The sequence below is a fragment of the Mycobacterium sp. NPDC051804 genome (assembly GCF_044452905.1).
Classification (GTDB): domain Bacteria; phylum Actinomycetota; class Actinomycetes; order Mycobacteriales; family Mycobacteriaceae; genus Mycobacterium.
The window spans coordinates 162,846-184,489 of the sequence record NZ_JBITCD010000003.1 but is presented as its reverse complement, the minus strand read 5'-3'; the positions used below and the strand labels follow the sequence as shown (position 1 = coordinate 184,489).

General features: G+C 66.5%; 20 protein-coding genes. 11 read left to right on the top strand and 9 right to left on the bottom strand.

Annotated features, from left to right (window positions below; genetic code table 11):
• Positions 1 to 14: 14 nt before the first annotated feature.
• Both ACIA48_RS12000 and ACIA48_RS11995 read left to right on the top strand, forming a co-directional pair.
• Positions 15 to 941, top strand: a complete 927-nt coding sequence (locus ACIA48_RS12000) for an LLM class F420-dependent oxidoreductase (protein WP_396731095.1) — start codon at positions 15 to 17, stop codon at positions 939 to 941.
• A gap of 116 nt (positions 942 to 1,057) precedes the next feature.
• Entirely contained in the window at positions 1,058 to 2,434 is a 1,377-nt protein-coding gene (locus tag ACIA48_RS11995; RefSeq protein WP_396731092.1) for an NAD(P)/FAD-dependent oxidoreductase, read from the top strand.
• On the opposite strand, the gene ACIA48_RS11990 is transcribed toward ACIA48_RS11995, so the two are convergent.
• From ACIA48_RS11990 to ACIA48_RS11955, 8 genes are all read right to left on the bottom strand, one after another.
• Complete coding sequence (locus tag ACIA48_RS11990; RefSeq protein WP_396731090.1) at positions 2,431 to 3,057, bottom strand: urease accessory protein UreD; 627 nt, start codon at positions 3,055 to 3,057, stop codon at positions 2,431 to 2,433. The two genes, ACIA48_RS11995 and ACIA48_RS11990, sit on opposite strands and share 4 nt — an antisense overlap.
• Positions 3,057 to 3,731 (bottom strand): urease accessory protein UreG, encoded by a 675-nt coding sequence (gene ureG, locus ACIA48_RS11985; RefSeq protein WP_396731087.1) that lies wholly within the window; start codon positions 3,729 to 3,731, stop codon positions 3,057 to 3,059. Before ureG ends, ACIA48_RS11990 begins: the two co-directional genes overlap by 1 nt.
• A 14-nt stretch (positions 3,732 to 3,745) precedes the next feature.
• Positions 3,746 to 4,381, bottom strand: a complete 636-nt coding sequence (locus ACIA48_RS11980; protein WP_396731085.1) for an urease accessory protein UreF — start codon at positions 4,379 to 4,381, stop codon at positions 3,746 to 3,748.
• Positions 4,382 to 4,393: 12 nt separating this feature from the next.
• Positions 4,394 to 6,115 carry an urease subunit alpha gene (locus ACIA48_RS11975; RefSeq protein ID WP_396731082.1) on the bottom strand — a complete coding sequence of 574 codons (1,722 nt, stop codon included), beginning with the start codon at positions 6,113 to 6,115 and terminating at the stop codon, positions 4,394 to 4,396.
• Positions 6,112 to 6,447, bottom strand: a complete 336-nt coding sequence (locus tag ACIA48_RS11970; protein ID WP_396731079.1) for an urease subunit beta — start codon at positions 6,445 to 6,447, stop codon at positions 6,112 to 6,114. Before ACIA48_RS11970 ends, ACIA48_RS11975 begins: the two co-directional genes overlap by 4 nt.
• Positions 6,444 to 6,746, bottom strand: a complete 303-nt coding sequence (locus ACIA48_RS11965) for an urease subunit gamma (protein WP_396731076.1) — start codon at positions 6,744 to 6,746, stop codon at positions 6,444 to 6,446. The genes ACIA48_RS11970 and ACIA48_RS11965 overlap by 4 nt, the downstream gene beginning before the upstream one ends.
• A 55-nt stretch (positions 6,747 to 6,801) precedes the next feature.
• A complete protein-coding gene (locus ACIA48_RS11960) occupies positions 6,802 to 7,206 on the bottom strand; it encodes a PaaI family thioesterase (RefSeq protein ID WP_396731074.1) in 405 nt (134 codons plus the stop codon).
• A 181-nt stretch (positions 7,207 to 7,387) separates the two neighbouring features.
• Entirely contained in the window at positions 7,388 to 8,176 is a 789-nt protein-coding gene (locus ACIA48_RS11955; RefSeq protein WP_396731073.1) for an iron reductase, read from the bottom strand.
• Positions 8,177 to 8,406: 230 nt separating this feature from the next.
• On the opposite strand from ACIA48_RS11955, the gene ACIA48_RS11950 reads away from it, so the two are divergent.
• Genes ACIA48_RS11950 through gndA form a run of 3 tightly spaced genes read left to right on the top strand, consistent with a single transcriptional unit; the run spans position 8,407 to position 11,273 of the window.
• Positions 8,407 to 8,823, top strand: coding sequence for a BlaI/MecI/CopY family transcriptional regulator (locus ACIA48_RS11950; RefSeq protein WP_396731071.1), 417 nt, complete (start codon positions 8,407 to 8,409; stop codon positions 8,821 to 8,823).
• Between the two features lie 14 nt (positions 8,824 to 8,837).
• Positions 8,838 to 9,758 carry a M56 family metallopeptidase gene (locus tag ACIA48_RS11945; RefSeq protein ID WP_396731070.1) on the top strand — a complete coding sequence of 307 codons (921 nt, stop codon included), beginning with the start codon at positions 8,838 to 8,840 and terminating at the stop codon, positions 9,756 to 9,758.
• 54 nt (positions 9,759 to 9,812) lie between these two features.
• On the top strand, positions 9,813 to 11,273 hold the full coding sequence (gene gndA, locus ACIA48_RS11940; protein ID WP_396731068.1) for an NADP-dependent phosphogluconate dehydrogenase: 1,461 nt from the start codon (positions 9,813 to 9,815) through the stop codon (positions 11,271 to 11,273).
• Here the strand turns inward: gndA and ACIA48_RS11935 are convergent.
• Complete coding sequence (locus ACIA48_RS11935) at positions 11,270 to 12,001, bottom strand: hypothetical protein (protein ID WP_396731066.1); 732 nt, start codon at positions 11,999 to 12,001, stop codon at positions 11,270 to 11,272. The genes gndA and ACIA48_RS11935 overlap by 4 nt on opposite strands.
• Before the next feature lie 38 nt (positions 12,002 to 12,039).
• Here ACIA48_RS11935 and ACIA48_RS11930 point away from each other — a divergent pair, with 38 nt between their 5' ends.
• The 6 genes from ACIA48_RS11930 to ACIA48_RS11905 all read left to right on the top strand — a co-directional run bounded on the left by ACIA48_RS11930 (position 12,040) and on the right by ACIA48_RS11905 (position 21,550).
• Positions 12,040 to 13,476, top strand: coding sequence for a GuaB1 family IMP dehydrogenase-related protein (locus ACIA48_RS11930; protein WP_396731064.1), 1,437 nt, complete (start codon positions 12,040 to 12,042; stop codon positions 13,474 to 13,476).
• A 217-nt stretch (positions 13,477 to 13,693) separates the two neighbouring features.
• A complete protein-coding gene (locus ACIA48_RS11925; RefSeq protein WP_396731062.1) occupies positions 13,694 to 15,055 on the top strand; it encodes a hemolysin family protein in 1,362 nt (453 codons plus the stop codon).
• Positions 15,055 to 16,119 carry a hemolysin family protein gene (locus ACIA48_RS11920; protein WP_396731060.1) on the top strand — a complete coding sequence of 355 codons (1,065 nt, stop codon included), beginning with the start codon at positions 15,055 to 15,057 and terminating at the stop codon, positions 16,117 to 16,119. The genes ACIA48_RS11925 and ACIA48_RS11920 overlap by 1 nt, the downstream gene beginning before the upstream one ends.
• Positions 16,112 to 17,095, top strand: coding sequence for a 3-methyladenine DNA glycosylase (locus ACIA48_RS11915; RefSeq protein ID WP_396732747.1), 984 nt, complete (start codon positions 16,112 to 16,114; stop codon positions 17,093 to 17,095). Before ACIA48_RS11920 ends, ACIA48_RS11915 begins: the two co-directional genes overlap by 8 nt.
• Positions 17,096 to 17,159: 64 nt before the next feature.
• Positions 17,160 to 19,355: a malate synthase G gene (locus ACIA48_RS11910; RefSeq protein ID WP_396731058.1), complete on the top strand. Its 2,196-nt coding sequence runs from the start codon at positions 17,160 to 17,162 to the stop codon at positions 19,353 to 19,355.
• A gap of 38 nt (positions 19,356 to 19,393) precedes the next feature.
• On the top strand, positions 19,394 to 21,550 hold the full coding sequence (locus ACIA48_RS11905; RefSeq protein ID WP_396731056.1) for a substrate-binding domain-containing protein: 2,157 nt from the start codon (positions 19,394 to 19,396) through the stop codon (positions 21,548 to 21,550).
• The last annotated feature ends 94 nt before the right edge of the window (positions 21,551 to 21,644 follow it).

Sequence of the window (21,644 nt, the reverse complement as noted above, 5' to 3'; positions counted from 1 at the left end):
GGTTACGTGAAGTCGTGGCCATAAAACTCGGACTTCAGATCCCCAACTTCTCCTACGGAACCGGCGTCGCTGAACTCTTCCCCACCGTCATCGCCCAGGCGCAGGAAGCCGAGGCTGCCGGGTTCGACTCCGTCTTCGTGATGGATCACTTCTATCAACTGCCCGGCCTCGGAACCCCCGACCAGCCGATGCTCGAGGCGTACACCGCCCTCGGCGCACTGGCCACCGCGACAGAGCGCGTCCAACTCGGCACGTTGGTCACCGGAAACAGTTACCGCAACCCGACGCTGCTGGCCAAGGCGATCACCACGCTCGACGTCATCAGCCAGGGCCGGGCGATCCTCGGTATCGGCACCGGTTGGTTCGAACTCGAGCACGACTCGCTCGGCTACGAATTCGGCACCTTCACCGACCGCTTCAACAAGCTCGGCGAAGCGCTGGAGATCATCCTGCCGATGCTCGAAGGCGAACGGCCGACGGTGAACGGTAAGTACTACCGCACCGTCGAGGCCATGGCCGAACCCCGCTTCCGCGACCACATCCCGTTGATGATCGGCGGCAGCGGCGAGAAGAAGACGATCCCGCTGGCGGCCAAGCACTTCGACCACTTGAACATCATCGCGGGATTCGACGAGTTGCCCCGCAAACTGGCTGTGGTCAAGGAACGTTGCGAGGAGATCGGTCGCGATCCGGCCACCCTCGAAACCAGCATGTTGGTCATTGCGCTCATCGGCGACGGCGTCACTGAGGACCTGATTCCCGACGACTTCAAGCAGCGGGCGGTGTTCGGCAGCGCCGAGCAGGTCGCCGAACAGGTCAAGACCAAGGTGTTCGACGCGGGCCTCACCGGCGTGATCCTCAGCCCAGTGACGAGCCTCGACGGCTACCACCCCGGTGGCGTCACCGCGGTCGGTGAAGCTCTGAAGCCCTATCTCGGCTAGTAATTCCACCCGCTGACGTGGGAAATAACACAGCCAAACCTTGCGGTCATCGGAGGTTCGTGCGGCTACCGTAATGGGTAGGAATAGCACGTGAAGCACCGTCGAGGAGCCCGCCAATGAGCCATCCCGGAGCCACTGCAACTGATAGGCACAAGGTAGTCATCATCGGTTCAGGGTTCGGCGGACTGACCGCTGCCAAAGCGCTCAAGCGCGCCGATGTCGACGTGAAGATGATCGCCAAGACCACACACCACTTGTTCCAGCCGCTGCTGTACCAGGTGGCGACGGGCATCATCTCCTCCGGCGAGATCGCGCCCCCGACGCGGATGATCCTGCGCAATCAGAAGAACGCGCAGGTGCTGCTCGGTAACGTGACGCACATCGACCTGGCCAACCAGACCGTCAGGTCTGAGTTGCTCGGGCACACCTACGTGACGCCCTATGACTCGCTGATCGTCGCCGCCGGAGCCGGCCAGTCCTACTTCGGCAACGACCATTTCGCGGAATGGGCGCCGGGCATGAAGTCGATCGACGACGCGCTGGAGCTGCGTGCCCGCATCCTCGGTGCGTTCGAACAAGCCGAGCGGTCCAGCGACCCCGCACGCCGCGAGAAGCTGCTCACCTTCACCGTCGTCGGTGCCGGTCCGACCGGCGTCGAGATGGCCGGGCAGATCGCCGAACTCGCCGATCACACGCTCAGAGGTGCCTTCCGGCACATTGATTCGACGACAGCCCGGGTGATCCTGCTCGACGCCGCACCCGCAGTGCTGCCCCCAATGGGCGAGAAGCTCGGCAACAAGGCCAAGGCGCGCCTGGAGAAGATGGGCGTCGAGATCCAGCTGGGCGCGATGGTCACCGATGTCGACCGCAATGGCATCACCGTCAAGGACCCCGACGGCAAGTTCCGCCGAATCGATTGTGCGACCAAGGTCTGGTCGGCCGGTGTGTCGGCCAGCCCGCTGGGGCGCGACATCGCCGAGCAGTCCGATGCCGAGGTCGACCGTGCGGGTCGGCTCAAAGTGCTCCCTGACCTGACGGTCCCCGGCTATCCGAATGTGTTCGTGGTCGGCGACATGGCCGCCGTCGAAGGCGTCCCAGGTATGGCGCAGGGCGCCATCCAGGGCGGTAGGTACGCGGCCAAGGCGATCAAGGCCGAGCTCAAGGGCGCCAATCCCGCTGAGCGCGAACCCTTCCAGTACTTCGACAAGGGTTCGATGGCCACGGTGTCGCGCTTCTCCGCGGTTGCGAAGATCGGACCGGTGGAGTTCGGCGGCTTCATCGCCTGGCTGGCATGGCTTGTGCTGCACTTGGTGTACCTGGTCGGATTCCGGCGCAAGATCACCACGCTGCTGTTGTGGACCGTGACCTTCCTGTCGAAGAAGCGCGGCAACCTGACAATCACCGAGCAGCAGGCCTACGCCCGCACCAGAATCGAGGAGCTCGAGGAAATCGCGGCGTTGGTGCAGGATCCGGACGAGAGAGCCGCGGTCTAGAGCCGCTCGCCCTGCCACGTCGACAGGCAGCCACCACCCGCGAGCGCCAGCGTCATCCCTGCGGTGTCGGCTTCCGTATCCGGATAGCGCAGCTCGCTGATGCATGCCATCGGCGCGGCCAGCTCGTCGTCGGCCACCGATCCGCGGCCCAACTCGATGCGGTGGCGCAGTAACGCCGTCCCGTCCACGTCGGCATGCAACGATCCGGACCAGAAACCCTGTCGCTCATCGGTTCTCCCGACCTGGATACGTTCGCGCAGTTTGACGCGGCCGGATCTGCCGAGGGCGAGACGCGTCGACGTGATGTGCCGTGAGGCAGCCGCGACGACGGTCGGTTGCGGATCGAGATCGAGCTCGCCGGCGACCTCGAGAACCCAGTTCGCATGCGACTCATGGGTGGTCGGCCCAGGCAATGTCATCGTCGCCGCGGCGGTGCGCACCCGCAGCCGTGCGCCGGGTTCCACCACAACGCGCACACATATGAAATCGCCGCCGAGCGGGGTGGCCGCCGCCGAAACCAGGTGCACGGTGTCGGGTTCGGTTTCCCGCGCCGCGATACCGCCGCTGCATTCGATGCGCGGTCGGCGGTCGCGATGCGCGACGATGAGCACATCGGATCGCATCAGACCGGGACCTTCAGCTGCTCACGCACCCACGTCAACACTGCCATCGCGCCGGGGTCTTCGGTCAGCGAGATCAGCACCGCGGGGCGGTCACCGCGCACGGCCGCGGCGTCGCGGCGCATGACCTCGAGGTCGGCCCCGACGAGCGGCGCGAGATCGGTCTTGTTGACCACCAACAGATCCGAGTAGGTCACGCCCGGTCCGCCCTTGCGAGGCACCTTGTCTCCTCCGGCGACGTCGATGACGAAGATCTGCACATCGACCAGCCCCGAGGAGAAGGTGGCCGTGAGGTTGTCGCCGCCGGATTCCACCAGGATCAGGTCGAGCCGCTCGTTGCCCGCGATGAGATCGTCGATCGCGTCGAGGTTCGCGGTGATGTCGTCGCGGATCGCGGTGTGAGGGCAGCCGCCCGTCTGCACGGCAGTGATGCGGCTGTCGGGCAAAACGGCGTGGCGGCGCAGGAAGTCGGCGTCTTCGGTGGTGTAGATGTCGTTGGTGAGCACTGCCAGTGACAGTTCGTCACGCAGTTGCCTGCACAGTGCAGCGACCAGCGCCGTCTTGCCCGAGCCGACGGGGCCGCCGATGCCGATGCGCAGCGGCTCCCCCGGTGTGCGTCGGCGTTTGGGCCGGTCGTTGTGACCGTGTGGCTGGCCGTCGAGGAAATGCGGTGGCATGCGCGAACTCTCTTTCAGGATGCGAACAGGGGTCGCTCGCGTTGGCTGTGCTTCTGAGCCAGCACATCGAGCAGCGGATCGGACAGATCGGCCAACTCCTTGCAGGCCGTTGCGGAGGTCTGGTCGCACAACGTGGCCAACTCAAACGTCAGCGCCGCGACGTCACCGGGGTCCAGCGCCAGTAGCCGCTGCGCCGCCGTCGCCGATCCCGTCATCGTCGTGTACACGATCGTCAGTGCCGTTTGTTCGGGTTCAAGGCCACTGGCGGCGCCGACGCTGCCGGCGACGGTGGCGAGATGCGGTGCGGCGCCAAGTGATTCCCAGCGTTGGTCCGGCCAGACCTTTCGCGCGAGCCGCAGCAAACCACGTCCTTGTGCGCGGGATGCCTGACGCGCGGCGGGTGACGGTGTGCGCGCGTCGATTTCGTGATCCGCGCTCGTGACCGGCAGGCTGCCGCTGTGTACAGCCGCGGCCACCGACGCGGTCACCAAACCGGTGGTGCGAACCCGCCGGATCAGGAAGGCACGCAGCGTCACGAGGTCGCGGACCAGACCCTCGGTGACGGCCTCCTCCACACCACCGGAGTGCACATGACCCCCGGTGGGCAGCCGCGAGTCCGACAGTGTCAGCAGCGTCGCCAGATTAGTCATAAAAACAACCCGCTAGAAGAGGAAGTAGCGCTGCGCCATGGGCAACTCGACAGCGGGATCCTCCTGCCAGACATCGCCGTCGATGCGCACGGTGAAGGTGTCGGGGTCGACCTCGATCTCGGGAAGCGCGTCATTGAACGGCATGTCGGCTTTGCCGACACGGCGCACATCCTTGACCGCGACGAGCCTGCGGTTGACGGCGAGCCGGTCGGCCAGCCCGTCGTCGACAGCGTATGCGGAAACAAAGTGCACCGAGGTAGCCGAGGCGGCGGTCGGCGCCGCGCCGAACATGGGTCGTGGCAGCACGGGCTGCGGCGTGGGAATCGATGCGTTCGCGTCACCCATTGCGGCCCAGGCGATCATGCCGCCCTTGAGCACCGCATGCGGGCGTACGCCGAAGAATGCCGGCTCCCAGAGCACGAGGTCCGCGAGCTTGCCGACTTCCACCGAGCCGATCTCGTGGTCGAGTCCGTGCGCGATCGCCGGGCAGATCGTGTACTTCGCGACGTACCGGCGGGCGCGGTTGTTGTCGGCCGCCCCGTCTCCGGGTAGTGCGCCGCGGCGCCGCTTCATCACGTGAGCGGTCTGCCAGGTGCGGATCACCACCTCGCCAATGCGGCCCATCGCCTGAGAGTCGCTGCCGATCATCGAAATTGCGCCGATGTCGTGCAGCAGATCCTCGGCTGCCATCGTCGACGGTCGGATGCGGCTCTCGGCGAACGCGAGATCCTCTGGCACCGCGGGGTTGAGGTGGTGGCACACCATCAACATGTCCAGATGCTCATCGAGTGTATTGACGGTGTGTGGCCGTGTGGGATTCGTCGAACTCGGCAGCACGTACGGTTCAGCGGCGACGCGGATGATGTCTGGTGCGTGCCCGCCCCCGGCGCCCTCGGTGTGGTAGGCGTGAATCGACCGCCCTTTGATCGCACCGATCGTGTCTTCGACAAAGCCTGCCTCGTTGAGGGTGTCCGAGTGCAGCGCGACCTGCACGCCGGACGCATCCGCGACGGACAGGCATGCGTCGATTGCGGCAGGAGTCGACCCCCAGTCTTCGTGCAGCTTGAAACCCGAAGCGCCGCCCCGCAATTGCTCCCACATCGATTCGGCGCTGACGGTGTTTCCCTTGCCGAGCAGCGCGACGTTCATCGGCCAGGAGTCCAACGCCTCCAGCATGCGGCCGAGGTGCCACGCGCCCGGTGTGACGGTGGTGGCCTTGCTGCCCTCCGCGGGCCCGGTACCGCCGCCGACGATGGTGGTGATGCCGCCGCCGAGGGCTTCGTCCATGATCTGCGGACAGATCAGGTGCACATGGCAATCGATGCCACCCGCGGTGACGATTCGGCCGTTGCCCGCGATGATTTCGGTCGACGGACCGACCACCAGGTCGGGATGCACACCGGCCATGATGTCGGGATTGCCGGCCTTTCCGATCGCGGCGATCCGACCGTCACGAATACCGATGTCGGCCTTGATGACTCCCCAGTGATCGATGATCACCACGCCGGTGATCACGGTATCGGGGGCACCGTCGGCCCGGGTGGCGCGACCCTGCCCCATCGACTCTCGCAACACCTTGCCGCCACCGAAGACCGCCTCGTCGCCGGCCAGGCCCGGCCCGCCGCTGCGGTCCTCGGTGATCTCGACGAACAGATCTGTGTCCGCCAGCCGGATGCGGTCACCGGTCGTGGGTCCGAACAGCGCTGTGTACCTGGCCCGGGAAATGGCGCTCATCGCATGTCCAATCGGCCGGGTGGTTGCAGGCTCAATCCGTACACCTCGCGTGATCCGCCCAGCGGGACCAACGAGACCCGCTGGGCAACACCAGGTTCGAACCGCACCGCGGTGCCCGCGGGAATGTCGAGCCGGTGCCCGTGGGCAGCGGCACGATCGAACTGCAGGGCGGCGTTGCTTTGGGGTAAGTGGACGTGACTGCCGACCTGAACGGGGCGGTCGCCGGTGTTGAGGATGTCCATCTCGACCCGTGGCGCGCCCTCGTTGATCTCGATGTCGCCGTGGGCGTAGACGATCTCGCCGGGCGCCCACGACGCGTGGTCGGTCGTCATGGGATCGGGTGGTGGACGGTGACGAGTTTCGTTCCGTCGGGGAACGTCGCCTCCACCTGGACGTCGTCGAGCATCTCCGGAACGCCGGTCATCACGTCGTCGCGGCTGAGAACCTCACGCCCGCTGGCCATCAACTCCACGACCGTACGGCCATCGCGTGCCCCTTCGAGGAGGTGATCGGTGATCACCGCGACCGCCTCGGGGTGATTGAGTTTCAGCCCGCGCGCTTGCCGGCGGCGTGCCAGCTCGGCGGCGTACGACAGCAGCAACCTGTCCTGTTCATGCGGCGTTAATCGCATGGTCGGGGATATTGCCACGTCGCACACACCTGAGCAGCACGACGAAACATGGCCGTTACTCGGAGGGGAGGTTCTGCAGGCGCACCTGACCGCGTGCCACAACTCGCTCGTTGTCGTCGGTGATGGTGATCAGCCACAGCTGCTGGCGCCGACCCCGATGGATGGGCACCGACACCGCCGTCACCGTGCCCGCGGAGATGGCACGCAGAAAATCAGTGTTGTTGTTGACGCCGACGACGTGGCCGCCGCCGTTCTCGCTGAGCCAGATCTGTCCCGACACGCTGGCGAGGCTCTCGACGACCGAGCAGTACACACCGCCGTGCACGATCCCCCACGGCTGCAGCAGCTTGTCGTTGATCTCGAGACGGGCCGTGCCGCCGTCGGGCGTCAGCTCGACGAATTCGAGGCCGATCTCCGAGTCGAACCCGGCGCCGAGGCCGGTGGGGATTTCTGTGCTCACGCAGATTTGTCTACACGGTGGCGTTCGGTCGGTTGCGGTCGAGACCCGGGAAATGCGGAAGGGCCCCGCACAGAGTGCGGGGCCCTTCCTTCGTGTGGACCGGGAGTCTCTGCAGCCCTCAGGACTCCGGTGCGGTCCGGTGGTTCAAGTTCGTTCTGCCAAGAGCATAGGCAAGGCTGCCCTAATTAAGCAAGACCTTCCCCATCGCTCCCGTCGAGTTTCTCGTGGTGCCCCGAACGGGCAGTCCGAATCCGACCAGCGCGTCGAGCACGGCCTGGCCGCGACGCATGCTCGTCAGCTCGCTGGAACCCGCCAGCAGCGGCACCTGGGTCGCCGCGCTCACCACCGCGGCGCCGACGATATGCCACATCGCGGCGATCGAGATCGCCGAACCGCTGACCTCGGCGAGCTTGGCGAACAATGGCGCTAGCGTGCGATGACTACGGTGTGCAATCCACGTCGTCAACGCCGCTTCGTTAGGCAGTGCGACAATTCCATCGCGGATGGCGTTGTGCGGCCGCGCATTTGGACGACCACCAAAGAACGGATCGTCGGGCAGGGCCCGCAGCGTCGGATCAACCACGCCGACCCAGTCGATCGCCCCCTCGGAATCCACGTGTACCCACAGGTTCTCAAGGCCGGTGTCCCAGGCGCGACCTTCGAGCACGAGCAGCGGCACCACCCGTCCGACGACCACGTGCGCCAAGGTCGCGGCGAGTTGCTGGGCCACGGCGGCCCGACTCTCGGTCTCCTCGGCCGCGAGTCTGAACATCGAGTGCAGCCGGTCGGATGTCATCGCCTGCGTCAACGGCCACCAGCGCCGACGCGACAGATCACCGATGACCGCAACGCCGTAGACCCGGGGACATTCGGGATAGAGCTCACGCAGTCGGCGGCTCGATTCGTGCAATGGCAGCGCCTGTGTGATCGCCATGCTCGAGATGAGCGGGTCGTCGACCAGAACCGTCATGGGACCTCCCGATATTGACTTAGGTTAGCCTTACTATAGTCAGACCGACCGTCGGAGCCATACCCTGTGACTGGACTCACAAGGGTGGTCGAAGTGGCGGTGACCATTACCGGAACAATCCGTCGGGCGTACCCGCGACCCCGCCGAACAGACGTAGGGCTGCGCGATACGACGCACGGTAGTAAACCCGTAGTACGCTGGACCTACCGTCTCTAGGAGATGAACGAACAATGGCGAAGTTGACGCGTCTAGGGGAACTTGAACGCGCCGTTATGGACCATCTGTGGTCCGCGCGAGAGCCCCAAACCGTTCGCCAGGTTCACGAGGCGCTCGCCGCCCGGCGTGACCTGGCATACACCACGATCATGACTGTCCTGCAGCGGCTGGCGAAGAAAAATCTCGTCGTCCAGCACCGCGATGACCGCGCCCATCGATACGCCCCGACGCACGGGCGCGACGAACTGGTAGCCGGATTGATGGTCGACGCTCTGGATCAAGCTGCGGACTCGGGTGGCCGTGAGGCTGCGCTCGTACATTTCGTCGAGCGGGTCAACGCCGACGAGGCGGCGGCCCTGCGTCGCGCCTTGACCGAGTTGGAGAGCAAGCACCGGATATCGCCACCCGCTGGCGAGCCGGGCACCGGCTGAGAGACACTTACAGCGTGTCCGCGCTGGCCTTCACCGTCATGGCGCTGGTCCTGTCGGGACCGGTGCCGGCGATGCTGGCGCGGGCAAGGTGGCCATCGCGGGCGCCACGGGCCGCGATCGTGCTGTGGCAGTCCATCGCGCTGGCCGCTGTTCTGTCGGCCTTCTCCGCGGGAATCGCTATTGCGAGCAGGCTTTTCGCGCCTGGTCCGGATGGCAGGCCGACCGCGACGTTCGCCAGTGAGATCGATGTTCTCGGCTGGCCGCTGTGGATCGCGTACGTCGCGGTGTTCGCACTCACGCTGGTGGTCGGCGCGCGACTCGCGGTCGCAATCGTTCAGGTGGCGATAGCGACCAGGCGCAGGCGTGCGCACCATCGGATGGTCGTCGACCTGGTAGGCAAATCCCATAAGAGTGGGCTTCGCATTCTCGATGTCGAGGAGCCCCTTGCCTATTGTCTGCCCGGCGTACGCAGCCGCGTGGTGGTCAGCGAGGGCACGCTCACGACACTGGCGGACAACGAGATCGCCGCGATCCTGTCGCACGAGCGCGCACATCTGCGTGCCCGGCACGACCTGGTACTCGAGATGTTCACCGCCGTGCACGCCGCGTTCCCGCGGTTCGTCCGCAGCGCCAGCGCGCTAGATGCCGTGCGGCTGCTGATCGAGATGCTGGCCGACGACGCCGCAGTGCGTGCGGCCGGCCCGACTCCCCTGGCTCGCGCATTGGTCGCCTGCGCCACCGGCCGCACACCTGCGGGTGCGTTGGCCGCGGGTGGACCGACGACCGTCGTTCGGGTTCGTCGCCTCTGCGGAAACGGCAACAGCCTCGTCGCCGCCGCCTGCGCGTACGTCGCCGCGGCGGCCGTGCTGGTGGTGCCCACCGTCGCGGTGGTCCTCCCATGGTTGGACGAGTTGAATCGTTTGTTCACTGCGTAGGCGCTTCTCCAGTAGTAGGCCATCCCTGCACGACAAAATCGAAAGGCTGCCCGTATGAGCTCGTCTGAAAACCCCACGACCGGCACCGCTCAGATCGGGGTCACCGGCCTCGCGGTCATGGGATCCAACCTCGCGCGCAACTTCGCCAGCCACGGATACACGGTGGCGCTGCACAACCGGTCCGTCGCCAAAACCGATGCGCTGCTCGCCGAACACGGCTCCGAGGGCAAGTTCGTGCGCAGCGAGACCATCCCGGAATTCCTTGCCGCTCTGGAGAAGCCGCGCCGGGTGATCATCATGGTCAAGGCGGGAGATCCGACCGACGCCGTCATCAACGAGCTCGCCGATGCGATGGAGGAAGGCGACATCATCATCGACGGCGGCAATGCGCTCTACACCGACACGATCCGCCGCGAGAAGGCGATCCGCGAGCGTGGGCTGCACTTCGTCGGCGCCGGCATCTCCGGTGGCGAGGAAGGCGCACTGAAGGGCCCGTCGATCATGCCCGGCGGTCCCGCCGAGTCCTACAAGTCGCTCGGTCCCCTGCTGGAGGAGATCTCCGCTCACGTCGACGGCGTGCCGTGCTGCACGCATATCGGTCCCGACGGCGCCGGTCACTTCGTGAAGATGGTGCACAACGGCATCGAGTACTCCGACATGCAACTCATCGGTGAGGCCTACCAGCTGCTGCGCGATGCGCTGGGGCTGAGCGCACCTGAAATCGCCGACGTTTTCGCCGAGTGGAACAAGGGCGACCTGGACAGCTTCCTCATCGAGATCACCGCCGAGGTGCTGCGGCAGACTGACGCCAAGACCGGCAAACCGCTCGTCGACCTCATCCTCGACGAAGCCGAGCAGAAGGGCACCGGGCGGTGGACGGTGAAGTCGGCGCTCGACCTCGGGGTGCCGGTGACCGGAATCGCCGAGGCGGTGTTCGCCCGCGCGTTGTCGGGTTCGGTGGCCCAGCGCAAGGCCACGACGGGTCTGGCATCCGGCGATCTCGGCAAGAAGCCAAGTGATGCAAAGCAATTCATCGACGATGTCAGCAAGGCGCTGTACGCATCGAAGATCATCGCCTACGCGCAGGGCTTCAACCAGATCCAGGCCGGTAGCGAGGAGTACGACTGGGGCATCACGCCCGGCGACATGGCCACCATCTGGCGCGGCGGCTGCATCATCCGCGCCAAGTTCCTCAACCGCATCAAAGATGCCTTCGACGAGGACGGCGACCTGCCCACGCTGATCGCCGCACCGTACTTCCGCGACGCTGTCGAAAACGGAATCGACAGTTGGCGCCGCGTTGTGGTGACCGCGACCGAACTGGGCATCCCGATCCCCGGCTTCTCCTCGGCGCTGTCGTACTACGACGGCCTACGCACCGAACGACTGCCCGCCGCGCTGACCCAGGGCCTGCGCGACTTCTTCGGCGCTCACACCTACGGCCGCATCGATACCGACCGCGACAAGCGGTTCCACACGCTGTGGAGCGGCGACCGCACCGAGGTCGAGATTTAGTCGATCTCGAAAAGGCTCGGCACCATGATGGCGCTCGACGTCGTACACACCTGAGCGCCAAGGGCGACGCTGAGGTCGGAGTCGGCCACGCCGTCCCAGCGGTCGCGCGCCACAGCGGCGCGGACGAGCTCGTCAGTCGCGTAGAGAAGGTTTCGCAAGCCGCCGGGGCCGTCGACCTGGCCCGCCCGATTGGTGACGGCGATCAGGCTGGCCTGCGGCTCGTCGTCGACAGGAACCCAGTCCGGTACCGACGCCGAGGCGTGGGCGCGCATTGCCGGTGGCAGCACGACGTGCGGCACAAAGTCGGTGACCGCACCCTTCCACTGCCGCGACCCGCAGGTGGTACACCCCTGCCGGTCTGCGTCGAGCGGGCCGACGTTTGCGAAAAGCGCACGGACGCGGTCGTCGTCGAACACGCCAACCTGGAGCGAAACCGCCTGCCACGGCCAGCCGGACAGGCGGCAACTTCGCGCCTCCAGTCGTGCGAGCGTCCGTGCGTACGCCGTCACGTGCGCGGCAAAGGCGGTGCGGCGCCTCCACAACGCATTCGGGATTCGTGCCCCGAGCCCGGCCACCGCCGTCATCCGCGTGGCCACGTCATCGCGACGGCGCGCCAGTTCGGCGGCTGCTTCCTCGTCCTCGTGATCCTCGGTCAGATCGAGGCCGCCAAAGTAGGCCGCGGACGGCGCCGTACCGTCACCGCACACCGCGCAGACTACATTCGGCACGACGACATCATGCCGGTCGCGACTAGAATCGGCCTGAGATGAAATTCCTCAACGGCCATAAGCCCGCCTACGACCTGACCTACAACGACGTCTTCATCGTCCCCGGACGTTCGGACGTGATGTCGCGGATGGACGTCGACCTCTCGACGTCGGACGCCTCGGGGACCACCATCCCGGTGGTCGTCGCGAACATGACCGCGGTGGCGGGCCGACGGATGGCCGAGACGGTGGCCCGTCGCGGCGGCATTGTCGTTCTCCCCCAAGACCTTCCGATCTCCGCGGTGCAGCAGACCGTCGACTTCGTGAAGAGCCGCGACGTGGTCGTTGACACCCCGGTGGTGTTGTCCCCCGACGACTCGGTGTCGGACGCGACGGCGCTGATCCACAAACGTGCCCACGGCGCCGCGGTCGTGCTGTTCGAGGGCAGGCCGATCGGCCTGGTCACTGAGGCCGGCTGCGTCGGCGTGGACCGCTTCGCCCGGGTCCGCGATATCGCCATCAGCGATTTCGTCACCGCACCGGCCGGTACCGACCCTCGCAAGGTGTTCGACCTGCTCGAACACTCGCCCGTCGACGTGGCCGTACTGACCGAACCCGACGGCACGCTCGCTGGCGTGCTCAGTCGGACCGCCACCATCCGGGCGGGGATCTACACCCCGGCCGTGGACGCCAGGGGCAGGCTGCGGATCGCCGCGGCGGTGGGCATCAACGGCGACGTCGGCGCCAAAGCGCGAAGTCTGGCCGAGGCGGGCGTCGACCTGCTGGTCATCGACACCGCGCACGGACATCAACTGCGGATGCTCGACGCCATCAAGTCGGTCGCCTCGTTGGACCTGGGACTGCCGCTGGCGGCGGGCAACGTGGTGTCCGCCGAAGGCACCCGCGACCTGATCTCGGCTGGTGCGTCGATCGTGAAGGTCGGCGTGGGCCCCGGCGCGATGTGCACCACCCGGATGATGACCGGTGTGGGCCGTCCGCAATTCTCTGCAGTGGTCGAATGTGCCGACGCGGCAAAGCAACTCGGCGGGCATGTGTGGGCCGACGGCGGCGTCCGGCACCCGCGCGACGTCGCGCTCGCACTGGCCGCCGGCGCCGCCAACGTCATGATCGGCTCGTGGTTCGCCGGCACCTATGAGTCGCCGGGCGACCTGATGCGCGATCGCGAGGACCGGCCGTACAAGGAGAGCTACGGCATGGCGTCCAAGCGCGCGGTCGCGGCGCGCACCGCCGACGACGACCCGTTCGACCAGGCGCGCAAGTCTCTGTTCGAGGAGGGCATCTCGACGTCACGGATGGGCCTGGACCCGTCCAGGGGCGGCGTGGAAGACCTGCTGGATCACATCACCTCCGGAGTGCGCAGCACCTGCACCTATGTGGGTGCGGGCAATCTTGCGGAGCTACACGAGAAGGTCGTGCTCGGCGTGCAGTCCGCGGCGGGGTTCGCCGAGGGGCATCCACTGCCGACCGGCTGGTAAATCCAGTCATCGGTCGCCACCGGCTAACATGGTTTTCACTCTTGACGTGTCTACTCGAAAGGGACCCCGTGCCGCAGGCACCCGTTGAGGCCGCGAGCTTGGGGGCCGAGCGGCCAGGCAACGTTTCGAAAGACGCTGAGCCAACCGACGCCGAGCCCTCCACTAGTCGGCCGGGCAACAGGCCCGGCTCCCCATCGGCGAGGACGTCGAGTACTCGATGAGCCTCACGATGTCCTTGCTCTCCGTCGGCGCGATCATCCTGCTCACCGCGGGCACCGCGGTGTTCGTCGCCGCGGAGTTCTCGCTGACCGCGCTCGAGCGCAGCACGGTGGAATCCAATGCGCGCAGCGGTGATCGACGCGACCAGATGGTGCGACGGGCCCACCGCACGCTGTCGTTCCAGCTCTCCGGCGCTCAGGTCGGCATCTCGATCACTACGCTGGCCACCGGTTATCTGGCCGAACCCGTCGTCGGTCGGCTGATCCGGCCAGGTCTCGAGGCGATCGGCGTGCCGGACCGCTTTGTCGGTGGCCTCGCACTTTTCGGCGCCGTCGTGATCGCCACGTCGTTGTCGATGGTGTTCGGCGAACTGGTGCCCAAGAACCTTGCGGTGGCCCGGCCCGTGCAGACGGCGCGCTGGTCGGCGGGCCCGCAGCTGCTGTTCTCAGCGCTGTTCACACCGCTGATCCGCGCGACGAACGGAACTGCGAACTGGATTCTGCGCAGGCTGGGAATCGAGCCCGCCGAAGAGCTGCGTTCGGCCCGATCGCCGCAGGAGCTGGTTTCGCTGGTCCGCAGTTCAGCACGCAGCGGCGCGCTGGACCCCGTCACCGCTGTTCTGGTGGACCGATCCCTGCAGTTCGGTGAGCGCAGCGCCGAGGAGCTGATGACTCCGCGATCCAAGATCGAGGCGCTCGAGTCCGACGACACCGCCGCCGACCTCGTGGCCGCGGCAATCAAGACCGGCTACTCCCGCTTCCCGATCATCGAAGGCGACCTCGACGAGACCATCGGCATCGCGCACGTCAAGCAGGTTTTCGAGGTGCCGCCAGAACGGCGGGCCTCCACCGCGCTGTCCACCCTGGCGTTGCCCATCGCCAAAGTGCCCTCCACGCTCGACGGCGACGCTGTGATGACCCAGATCCGTGCCAACGGCCTGCAGACCGCGCTGGTCGTCGACGAATACGGCGGCACTGCGGGCATGGTCACCATGGAGGACCTGATCGAGGAGATCGTCGGTGACGTGCGCGACGAACATGACGTCGAGCCACCGGACGTGGTCCCTGCGGGTCGTGGCTGGCAGGTGTCCGGCTTACTGCGCATCGACGAGGTCGCTGACGCCACCGGATTCCGCGCGCCCGAAGGGGATTACGAAACGATCGGCGGGCTGGTGCTCGAGAAGCTGGGACACATTCCCGATGAGGCCGAGTCGGTGGAGCTGACGGCGTTCGATCCCGACGGTGTCGCGCTCGACGATCCGGTTCGATGGCTGGCCACGGTCGTCCGCATGGACGGCAGACGCATCGATCTGCTCGAGCTGACCGAGTTGGGTCGTCACGGCTCGGGAGGCGAGGGCTGATGGGCGGCGACATCTTCGGCGTGCTGCTGACAGTCCTGCTGCTCGGCGCCAACGCGTTCTTCGTCGCCTCGGAGTTCGCGTTGATCTCCGCGCGCCGCGACCGCCTTGAGGCGCTGGCCGAGCAGGGCAAGAAGAGCGCGGTGACCGTCATCCGCGCCGGCGAGAACCTGTCGCTGATGTTGGCCGGCGCGCAGCTGGGCATCACGATCTGTTCGATCTTGTTGGGCCGCGTCGGCGAACCCGCCGTCGCGCACCTGCTGGAGAAGCCGTTCGGCCTGTTCGGTATCCCTGATTCCGTGCTGCACACGGTGTCCTTCTTCGTCGCGCTCGGCATCGTGGTGACACTGCACGTGCTGCTCGGCGAGATGGTGCCGAAGAACATCGCGATCGCCGGACCCGAGTCGTCAGCGATGCTCTTGATTCCGGTGTACCTGGTGTACATCCGGCTGGCCCGCCCGTTCATCGCGTTCTACAACTGGTGCGCCAACATCACGCTGCGATCGTTCGGCGTCGAGCCGAAGGACGAGCTCGACGTCGCGGTCTCGACCGTCGAGCTGTCCGAGATGATCGCCGAGTCGCGATCCGAGGGCCTGCTCGACCAGGAGGAGCACGGTCGCCTGACGCGGGCGCTGCAGATCCGCGATCGCGTCGCCAACGACGTCGCCATGCCCCTGAGCGAGATCCGCGCGGTTCCGGTGGCGCGCGTTGGCTCTGGACCCACCCTGGGCGCGATCGAGGACGCACTCGCCGAAACCGGCTATTCGCGGTTCCCGGTCAGTGACCCGTCCGGCGAGTACGTCGGATACCTGCACATCAAGGACGTGCTGCCGCTGGTCCACGATCCGTCCAACGAACAGGCGGTGCTGGACGCGTCGATGGTGCGGCCGCTGCCGCGGGTGCCTGCGTCGATGTCGTTGCCCGACGCGCTGTCGCGGCTGCGTCGGGACAACGCGCACCTGGCCCTTCTCACCGCGCCTGACGGCAGCGTTTCGGCGATGGTGGCGCTGGAGGACCTGGTCGAGGATCTCGTCGGGACGGTGCGTGACGGAACACACCGTGTGTGAGGCTGCGCACACCCTCACCTGCGAATTCGTGCTCGACGAGCGCGACTGGACAGTCCGGGAGCAGCGTCACCGCGAGCGGGTCGACGGATTCCTTCGTTCGTTCCGCGCACCTCTGGGAGAGCCTCATCCCGTCTGGGACTTTCTGTGGAGCTACTACAGCCTGTGTCCCCGGCAGTTGCGGACGTGGCATCCGGGCTTCGGTGTGGTGCTCACCGGTAATTCAGCGGCACGCTATCTGGGGCGCAGCGGCTACGGGCGCACGCCCGCCGGCGTGAGCGTGACCCGTGAGTTCCTCACCGGGCGTGCCGACACCGTGCGCTTCATCGCCGAGCTGCTGCGTGCGACGGCGTCGCGGCCGGCGCGACTCAACTGCTTCGGCCTGCACGAGTGGGCGATGGTTTACCGGGCGCCGACCGTGCGCCACGACCGAGTCCCGCTGCGACTCGGCGCCGCCGGTACGGATGCCGTCGTCGAATCAATGCCGTTGCGGTGCAGCCATTTTGATGCCTTCCGGTTCTTCACTGAACCGGCGACCGAGCTAAACAGCGAGCAGCTGACCCGGGCGGGTCAGGTCGGGGCCGAACAACCCGGCTGCCTGCACGCGGCCATGGATTGCTACAAGTTCGCCTACAAGCTGGGTCCCTTGGTCGACTCGGCGCTGGTGATGGATTGTCTTGAGCTCGCCGCGCAGGCACGTGAGCTCGACATGCGTGCCAGTCCCTATGATCTTCGCGACTACGGATTCGAGCCAATCGCCATCGAGACGTCGGCGGGACGCGCCGAATACGTTCGGGTTCAGCAGCACATTGCCGAGCAGGCGGCACCGCTCCGGCAGCGCCTAGCCGAGGCCTGTGAGCAGTTGCTCGCCGCGGTGGACCGCGCACCGGCCGAAGTGGAAAGCGTCGGCGTCGAGCACGAGGGCACCGGAGCCGCCCCGGCGGCGACGTCAGAGTTAGGCGCCGTTACCCGCGGGTAAGCTGGATCGACGGCACTGCGTTCGATGCGGCTGTTCGACGCGCCTTTGCGGCGAGGGAGGAAATATGAGCGATCGCGTGAAAGTGGGCAATCTGCGGGTTGCCCAGGTGCTGTATGACTTCGTCAACGATGAGGCGCTTCCGGGCACCGGCCTCGATCCCGACACCTTCTGGTCGGGCGTGGACAAGGTCGTCGCCGACCTCACACCGAAGAACCAAGATTTGCTCGCCCACCGCGACGATCTACAGGCACGTATCGACAAGTGGCACCGCCAGCGCGTCATCGAGCCCATCAACGCCGAGGCGTATCGGGAGTTCCTCACCGAGATCGGCTACCTGCAGCCCGCGCCGGACGACTTCACCATCTCCACCTCAGGCGTCGACGACGAGATCACCAAGACCGCGGGCCCGCAGCTCGTGGTCCCGATCCTCAACGCACGTTTCGCACTGAACGCCGCGAACGCCCGGTGGGGTTCGTTATACGACGCGCTCTACGGCACCGACGTCATCTCCGAAGACGACGGCGCCGAAAAGGGCAGCAGCTATAACAGAGTCCGCGGCGACAAGGTCATCGCATACGCCCGTCGCTTCCTCGATGGCGCCGCGCCGCTGGCCACCGGGGCGTGGAACGACGCGACCGGCATCAAGATCGACGAGGGACAACTGATCGTCGAGCTGGGCGATGGGCTGTCCACCGGTCTTGCGACACCCGAGCAATTCGTCGGCTACACCGGCGAGCTCGGCTCGCCCTCGTGGTCGGTGCTGCTGCGCAACCACGGCCTGCACATCGAGATCCTGGTCGACCCCGACTCCCCCGTCGGCTCGACCGATCAGGCAGGCATCAAGGACGTCGTCCTGGAATCCGCGATCACCACGATCATGGACTTCGAGGACTCGGTCGCCGCCGTCGACGCGGACGACAAGGTGCTCGGCTACCGCAACTGGCTGGGTTTGAACCGCGGCGACCTCTCCGAAGAGATGTCCAAGGGAGGCAAGTCGTTCACCCGTGTCCTCAACGAGGACCGGACCTACACGACACCGAACGGTGAGGGTGAGCTGACGCTGCCCGGCCGCAGCCTGCTGTTCGTGCGCAACGTGGGTCACCTGATGACCAACGACGCGATCGTCGACGCCGACGGGAATGAGATCCCCGAGGGCATCCAGGACGCACTGTTCACCAGCCTGATCGCGATGCACGGCCTCAAGTCCGGCGACGAGAACGGTTCGAAGGTCAACAGCCGCACCGGCTCGATCTACATCGTCAAGCCCAAGATGCACGGACCCGACGAAGTGGCCTTCACCGTCGAGTTGTTCGGCCGCGTCGAGGACGTGCTGGGCCTACCGACGAACACCATCAAGGTCGGCATCATGGACGAGGAGCGGCGCACCACCCTCAACCTGAAGGCCTGTATCAAGGCCGCCAGGGACCGCGTCGCGTTCATCAACACCGGCTTCCTGGACCGCACCGGCGACGAGATCCACACGTCGATGGAAGCGGGCCCGATGATCCGCAAGGGTGCCATGAAGACGCAGCCGTGGATCAAGGCCTACGAGGACCAGAACGTCGACGTCGGCCTGGCCACCGGGTTCGCCGGACGCGCCCAGATCGGCAAGGGCATGTGGGCGATGACCGAGCTGATGGCCGACATGGTCGAGCAGAAGATCGGTCAGCCCAAGGCCGGCGCCACGACCGCGTGGGTCCCGTCGCCGACGGCGGCCACCCTGCACGCGATGCACTATCACGAGGTCGACGTGGACGCGGTGCAGAAGGAACTGCAGGGCAAGACCAGGACCACGATCGACGAGCTACTGACCGTTCCGCTGGGCAAGGAGCTCGCCTGGGCGCCCGAGGAGATTCGCGAAGAGGTCGACAACAACTGCCAGTCGATCCTCGGCTACGTGGTGCGCTGGATCGATGCGGGCGTCGGCTGTTCCAAGGTGCCCGACATCCACGATGTCGCGCTGATGGAAGACCGTGCCACCCTTCGCATCTCGAGTCAGCTGTTGGCCAACTGGTTGCGCCACGGTGTCATCACCGAGGACGATGTGAAGGCCAGCCTGCGGCGCATGGCCGCGGTGGTCGACCAGCAGAACGAGCAGGATCCGGAGTTCCGGCCCATGGCACCAGACCCAGACGGCAGCGTGGCGTTCACCGCCGCGCAGGAGCTGATCCTGTCCGGTGCCGCTCAGCCGAACGGCTACACCGAGCCGATCCTGCATCGCAAGCGTCGAGAGTTCAAGGCAGCAAGCAACGGTGGTTGATCCGATGACCCGTCGACGTAGCGAGCACAAGGGCTTCCGTGGGCAGGCATAGCATTCCCGACCCCGAGGATTCGGCCGGCGGCGAAGAGCAGCACGAGGAACCTGAGACCACCCGTTTCGGGCAACCAGGCGCCTACGAGCACGATTACGGTTCCGGCTACAGCGAACCGGACCACGACGCACCGCAGTACCGCGAGCCCGAGCACGAGTACGGCGAGTCCGAAGTCGACGCTCCCGGGTATTCCGAAACGGGTTATCGCCGCGAGGATTTCGGCAATGCCGACTTCTCGCGCCCAGACCCTGATGAGTTCACCTTCGACGAACCTGACTATCGGGAGACGGAATACGACGACAGCGACCCAGCCGCGGAGTTCGGCCTGCAGCGCGTCGGTTCGTCGACCCCGCCGCCCAATCGACCGCGCTCGGGGCCCCAGCACGGAGGTGATTGGGAAGGCGGCGAGTGGACAGGGAGCCACCGCGCGGTGACGCCGGGCAGACGCGGCGTCAGCATCAGCGTGATCGCTGCGCTCGTCGCTGTCATCGTGGTCGTCGGGGCGGTCATCCTGTGGCGCTTCTTCGGCGATGCACTGTCCAGTCGCAGCGACGTTGCCGCGGCCCGATGCGTGAACGGTGAACTCGCCGTTGCCGTGGTGGCCGATCCTTCGGTGTCGGACCAGATAAAGAGCTTGGCCGACAATTACAACCGCAGCGCCGCGCCAGTAGGTGACCGCTGCGTGAAGGTCGGGGTCGCGTCGGCCGAGTCGGATCAGGTGGTCAACGGATTCATCGGCCAGTGGCCGGCAGATCTCGGCGAACGACCTGCCATGTGGATTCCGGCGAGCTCGATCTCGACGGCCCGCCTTGAGGCCAGCGCCGGCGAGAAGATCATCAGCGACAGCCGCTCACTGGTCTCGTCGCCCGTCATGCTCGCGATGCGGCCGCAACTCAAATCCGCCCTTGGGCAACAGAACTGGCGATCGTTGCCGTCTTTGCAGACGAATCCGAGCGCGCTGGACGGGCTGGGGCTGCCGGGCTGGGGTTCGTTGCGGTTGGCGCTGCCGGTGTCCGGCGACAGCGATGCGTCATACCTGGCGGCAGAGGCCGTCGCGGCGGCATCCGCACCGTCGGGGCAGCCGCCCAGCGCAGGTATCGGTGCGGTGAATTCACTGGTTGCGGGCCAACCGAAGCTGGCCGACAAGAAGGCGTCGACGGCCATGGACGCGCTGCTGAACGCCGACGATCCGGCGGCTGCGCCCGTGCACGCGGTCGTCACCACCGAGCAGCAGCTTTTCAAGCGCGGCACGGCATTGCCCGATGCGAAGAACACCTTGACCTCTTGGCTGCCTCCGGGCCCCGTGGCGATGGCCGATTACCCCACGGCCCTGCTCGCAGGCGATTGGCTGTCGCAGGAACAGATCGCCGCGGCCAGCGAGTTCGCGCGGTTCATGCGCAAGCCGGAACAGCTGGCCGAGCTGTCCAAGGCGGGCTTTCGCACCGAAGGCGGCACACCGCCGCAGAGTGATGTCACCGATTTCGCACCGCTGGGGGCTCCCCTGTCGGTCGGTGACAACGCGGCGCGCGTCACGCTCGCCGACACGCTGACCGCGCCGGCGGCCAATCCTGCGGTGACGATCATGCTCGATCAATCCATGCCGACCGACGAGGGCGGCGAATCGCGACTGGCGAATGTGGCCGCGGCACTCAATGCCCGGCTGCAGGCGCTGCCGCCGAACTCCGCTGTCGGCCTGTGGACGTTCGACGGTGTCGAGGGCCGCTCGGAGATCTCGACGGGCCCGCTGTCGGATCAGGTGGACGGCAGGCCCCGGTCGGCGGCGCTGACCGCGGAGTTGAACGGGCAGACCGCCTCGAACGGCGGCGCAGTTTCGTTCACCACGCTGCGGCTCGTCTACGACCAGGCCATGGAGAACTTCCGTGAGGGCCAGACCAATTCGGTTCTCGTCATCACCACGGGTCCACACACCGACCAGTCGTTGAACGGTGCAGGGCTGGAGCAGTTCATCCGCGGAGCGGTCGATCCGGCCCGCCCGGTCAAGGTGAACGTGATCGACTTCGGTTCGGACTCCGACCGCGCCACGTGGGAGGCAGTCGCGCAGATCAGCGGCGGCAGCTACCAGAACCTGCCGAACTCCACGGGCCCGGAATTGACGTCGGCGGTCACAACATTCATCGGCTAGCGCGCCGCCAGCAGGCTCGGCGCGTCGGAGCACGTTCGTGGTCGCTACCGAATCGTCGAGCGCCCATGAAACGCCTGGCCTTCCCGCCGGCGCC

Bases quoted from the DNA above. Each gene is read 5' to 3' on its own strand.
- ACIA48_RS11995 (WP_396731092.1), top strand. From the start codon at position 1,058: ATGAGCCATCCCGGAGCCACTGCAACTGATAGGCACAAGGTAGTCATC.
- ACIA48_RS11990 (WP_396731090.1), bottom strand. From the start codon at position 3,057: ATGCGATCCGATGTGCTCATCGTCGCGCATCGCGACCGCCGACCGCGC.
- ureG (WP_396731087.1), bottom strand. From the start codon at position 3,731: ATGCCACCGCATTTCCTCGACGGCCAGCCACACGGTCACAACGACCGG.
- ACIA48_RS11980 (WP_396731085.1), bottom strand. From the start codon at position 4,381: ATGACTAATCTGGCGACGCTGCTGACACTGTCGGACTCGCGGCTGCCC.
- ACIA48_RS11975 (WP_396731082.1), bottom strand. From the start codon at position 6,115: ATGAGCGCCATTTCCCGGGCCAGGTACACAGCGCTGTTCGGACCCACG.
- ACIA48_RS11970 (WP_396731079.1), bottom strand. From the start codon at position 6,447: ATGACGACCGACCACGCGTCGTGGGCGCCCGGCGAGATCGTCTACGCC.
- ACIA48_RS11965 (WP_396731076.1), bottom strand. From the start codon at position 6,746: ATGCGATTAACGCCGCATGAACAGGACAGGTTGCTGCTGTCGTACGCC.
- ACIA48_RS11955 (WP_396731073.1), bottom strand. From the start codon at position 8,176: ATGACGGTTCTGGTCGACGACCCGCTCATCTCGAGCATGGCGATCACA.
- ACIA48_RS11950 (WP_396731071.1), top strand. From the start codon at position 8,407: ATGGCGAAGTTGACGCGTCTAGGGGAACTTGAACGCGCCGTTATGGAC.
- gndA (WP_396731068.1), top strand. From the start codon at position 9,813: ATGAGCTCGTCTGAAAACCCCACGACCGGCACCGCTCAGATCGGGGTC.
- ACIA48_RS11930 (WP_396731064.1), top strand. From the start codon at position 12,040: ATGAAATTCCTCAACGGCCATAAGCCCGCCTACGACCTGACCTACAAC.
- ACIA48_RS11925 (WP_396731062.1), top strand. From the start codon at position 13,694: ATGAGCCTCACGATGTCCTTGCTCTCCGTCGGCGCGATCATCCTGCTC.
- ACIA48_RS11920 (WP_396731060.1), top strand. From the start codon at position 15,055: ATGGGCGGCGACATCTTCGGCGTGCTGCTGACAGTCCTGCTGCTCGGC.
- ACIA48_RS11910 (WP_396731058.1), top strand. From the start codon at position 17,160: ATGAGCGATCGCGTGAAAGTGGGCAATCTGCGGGTTGCCCAGGTGCTG.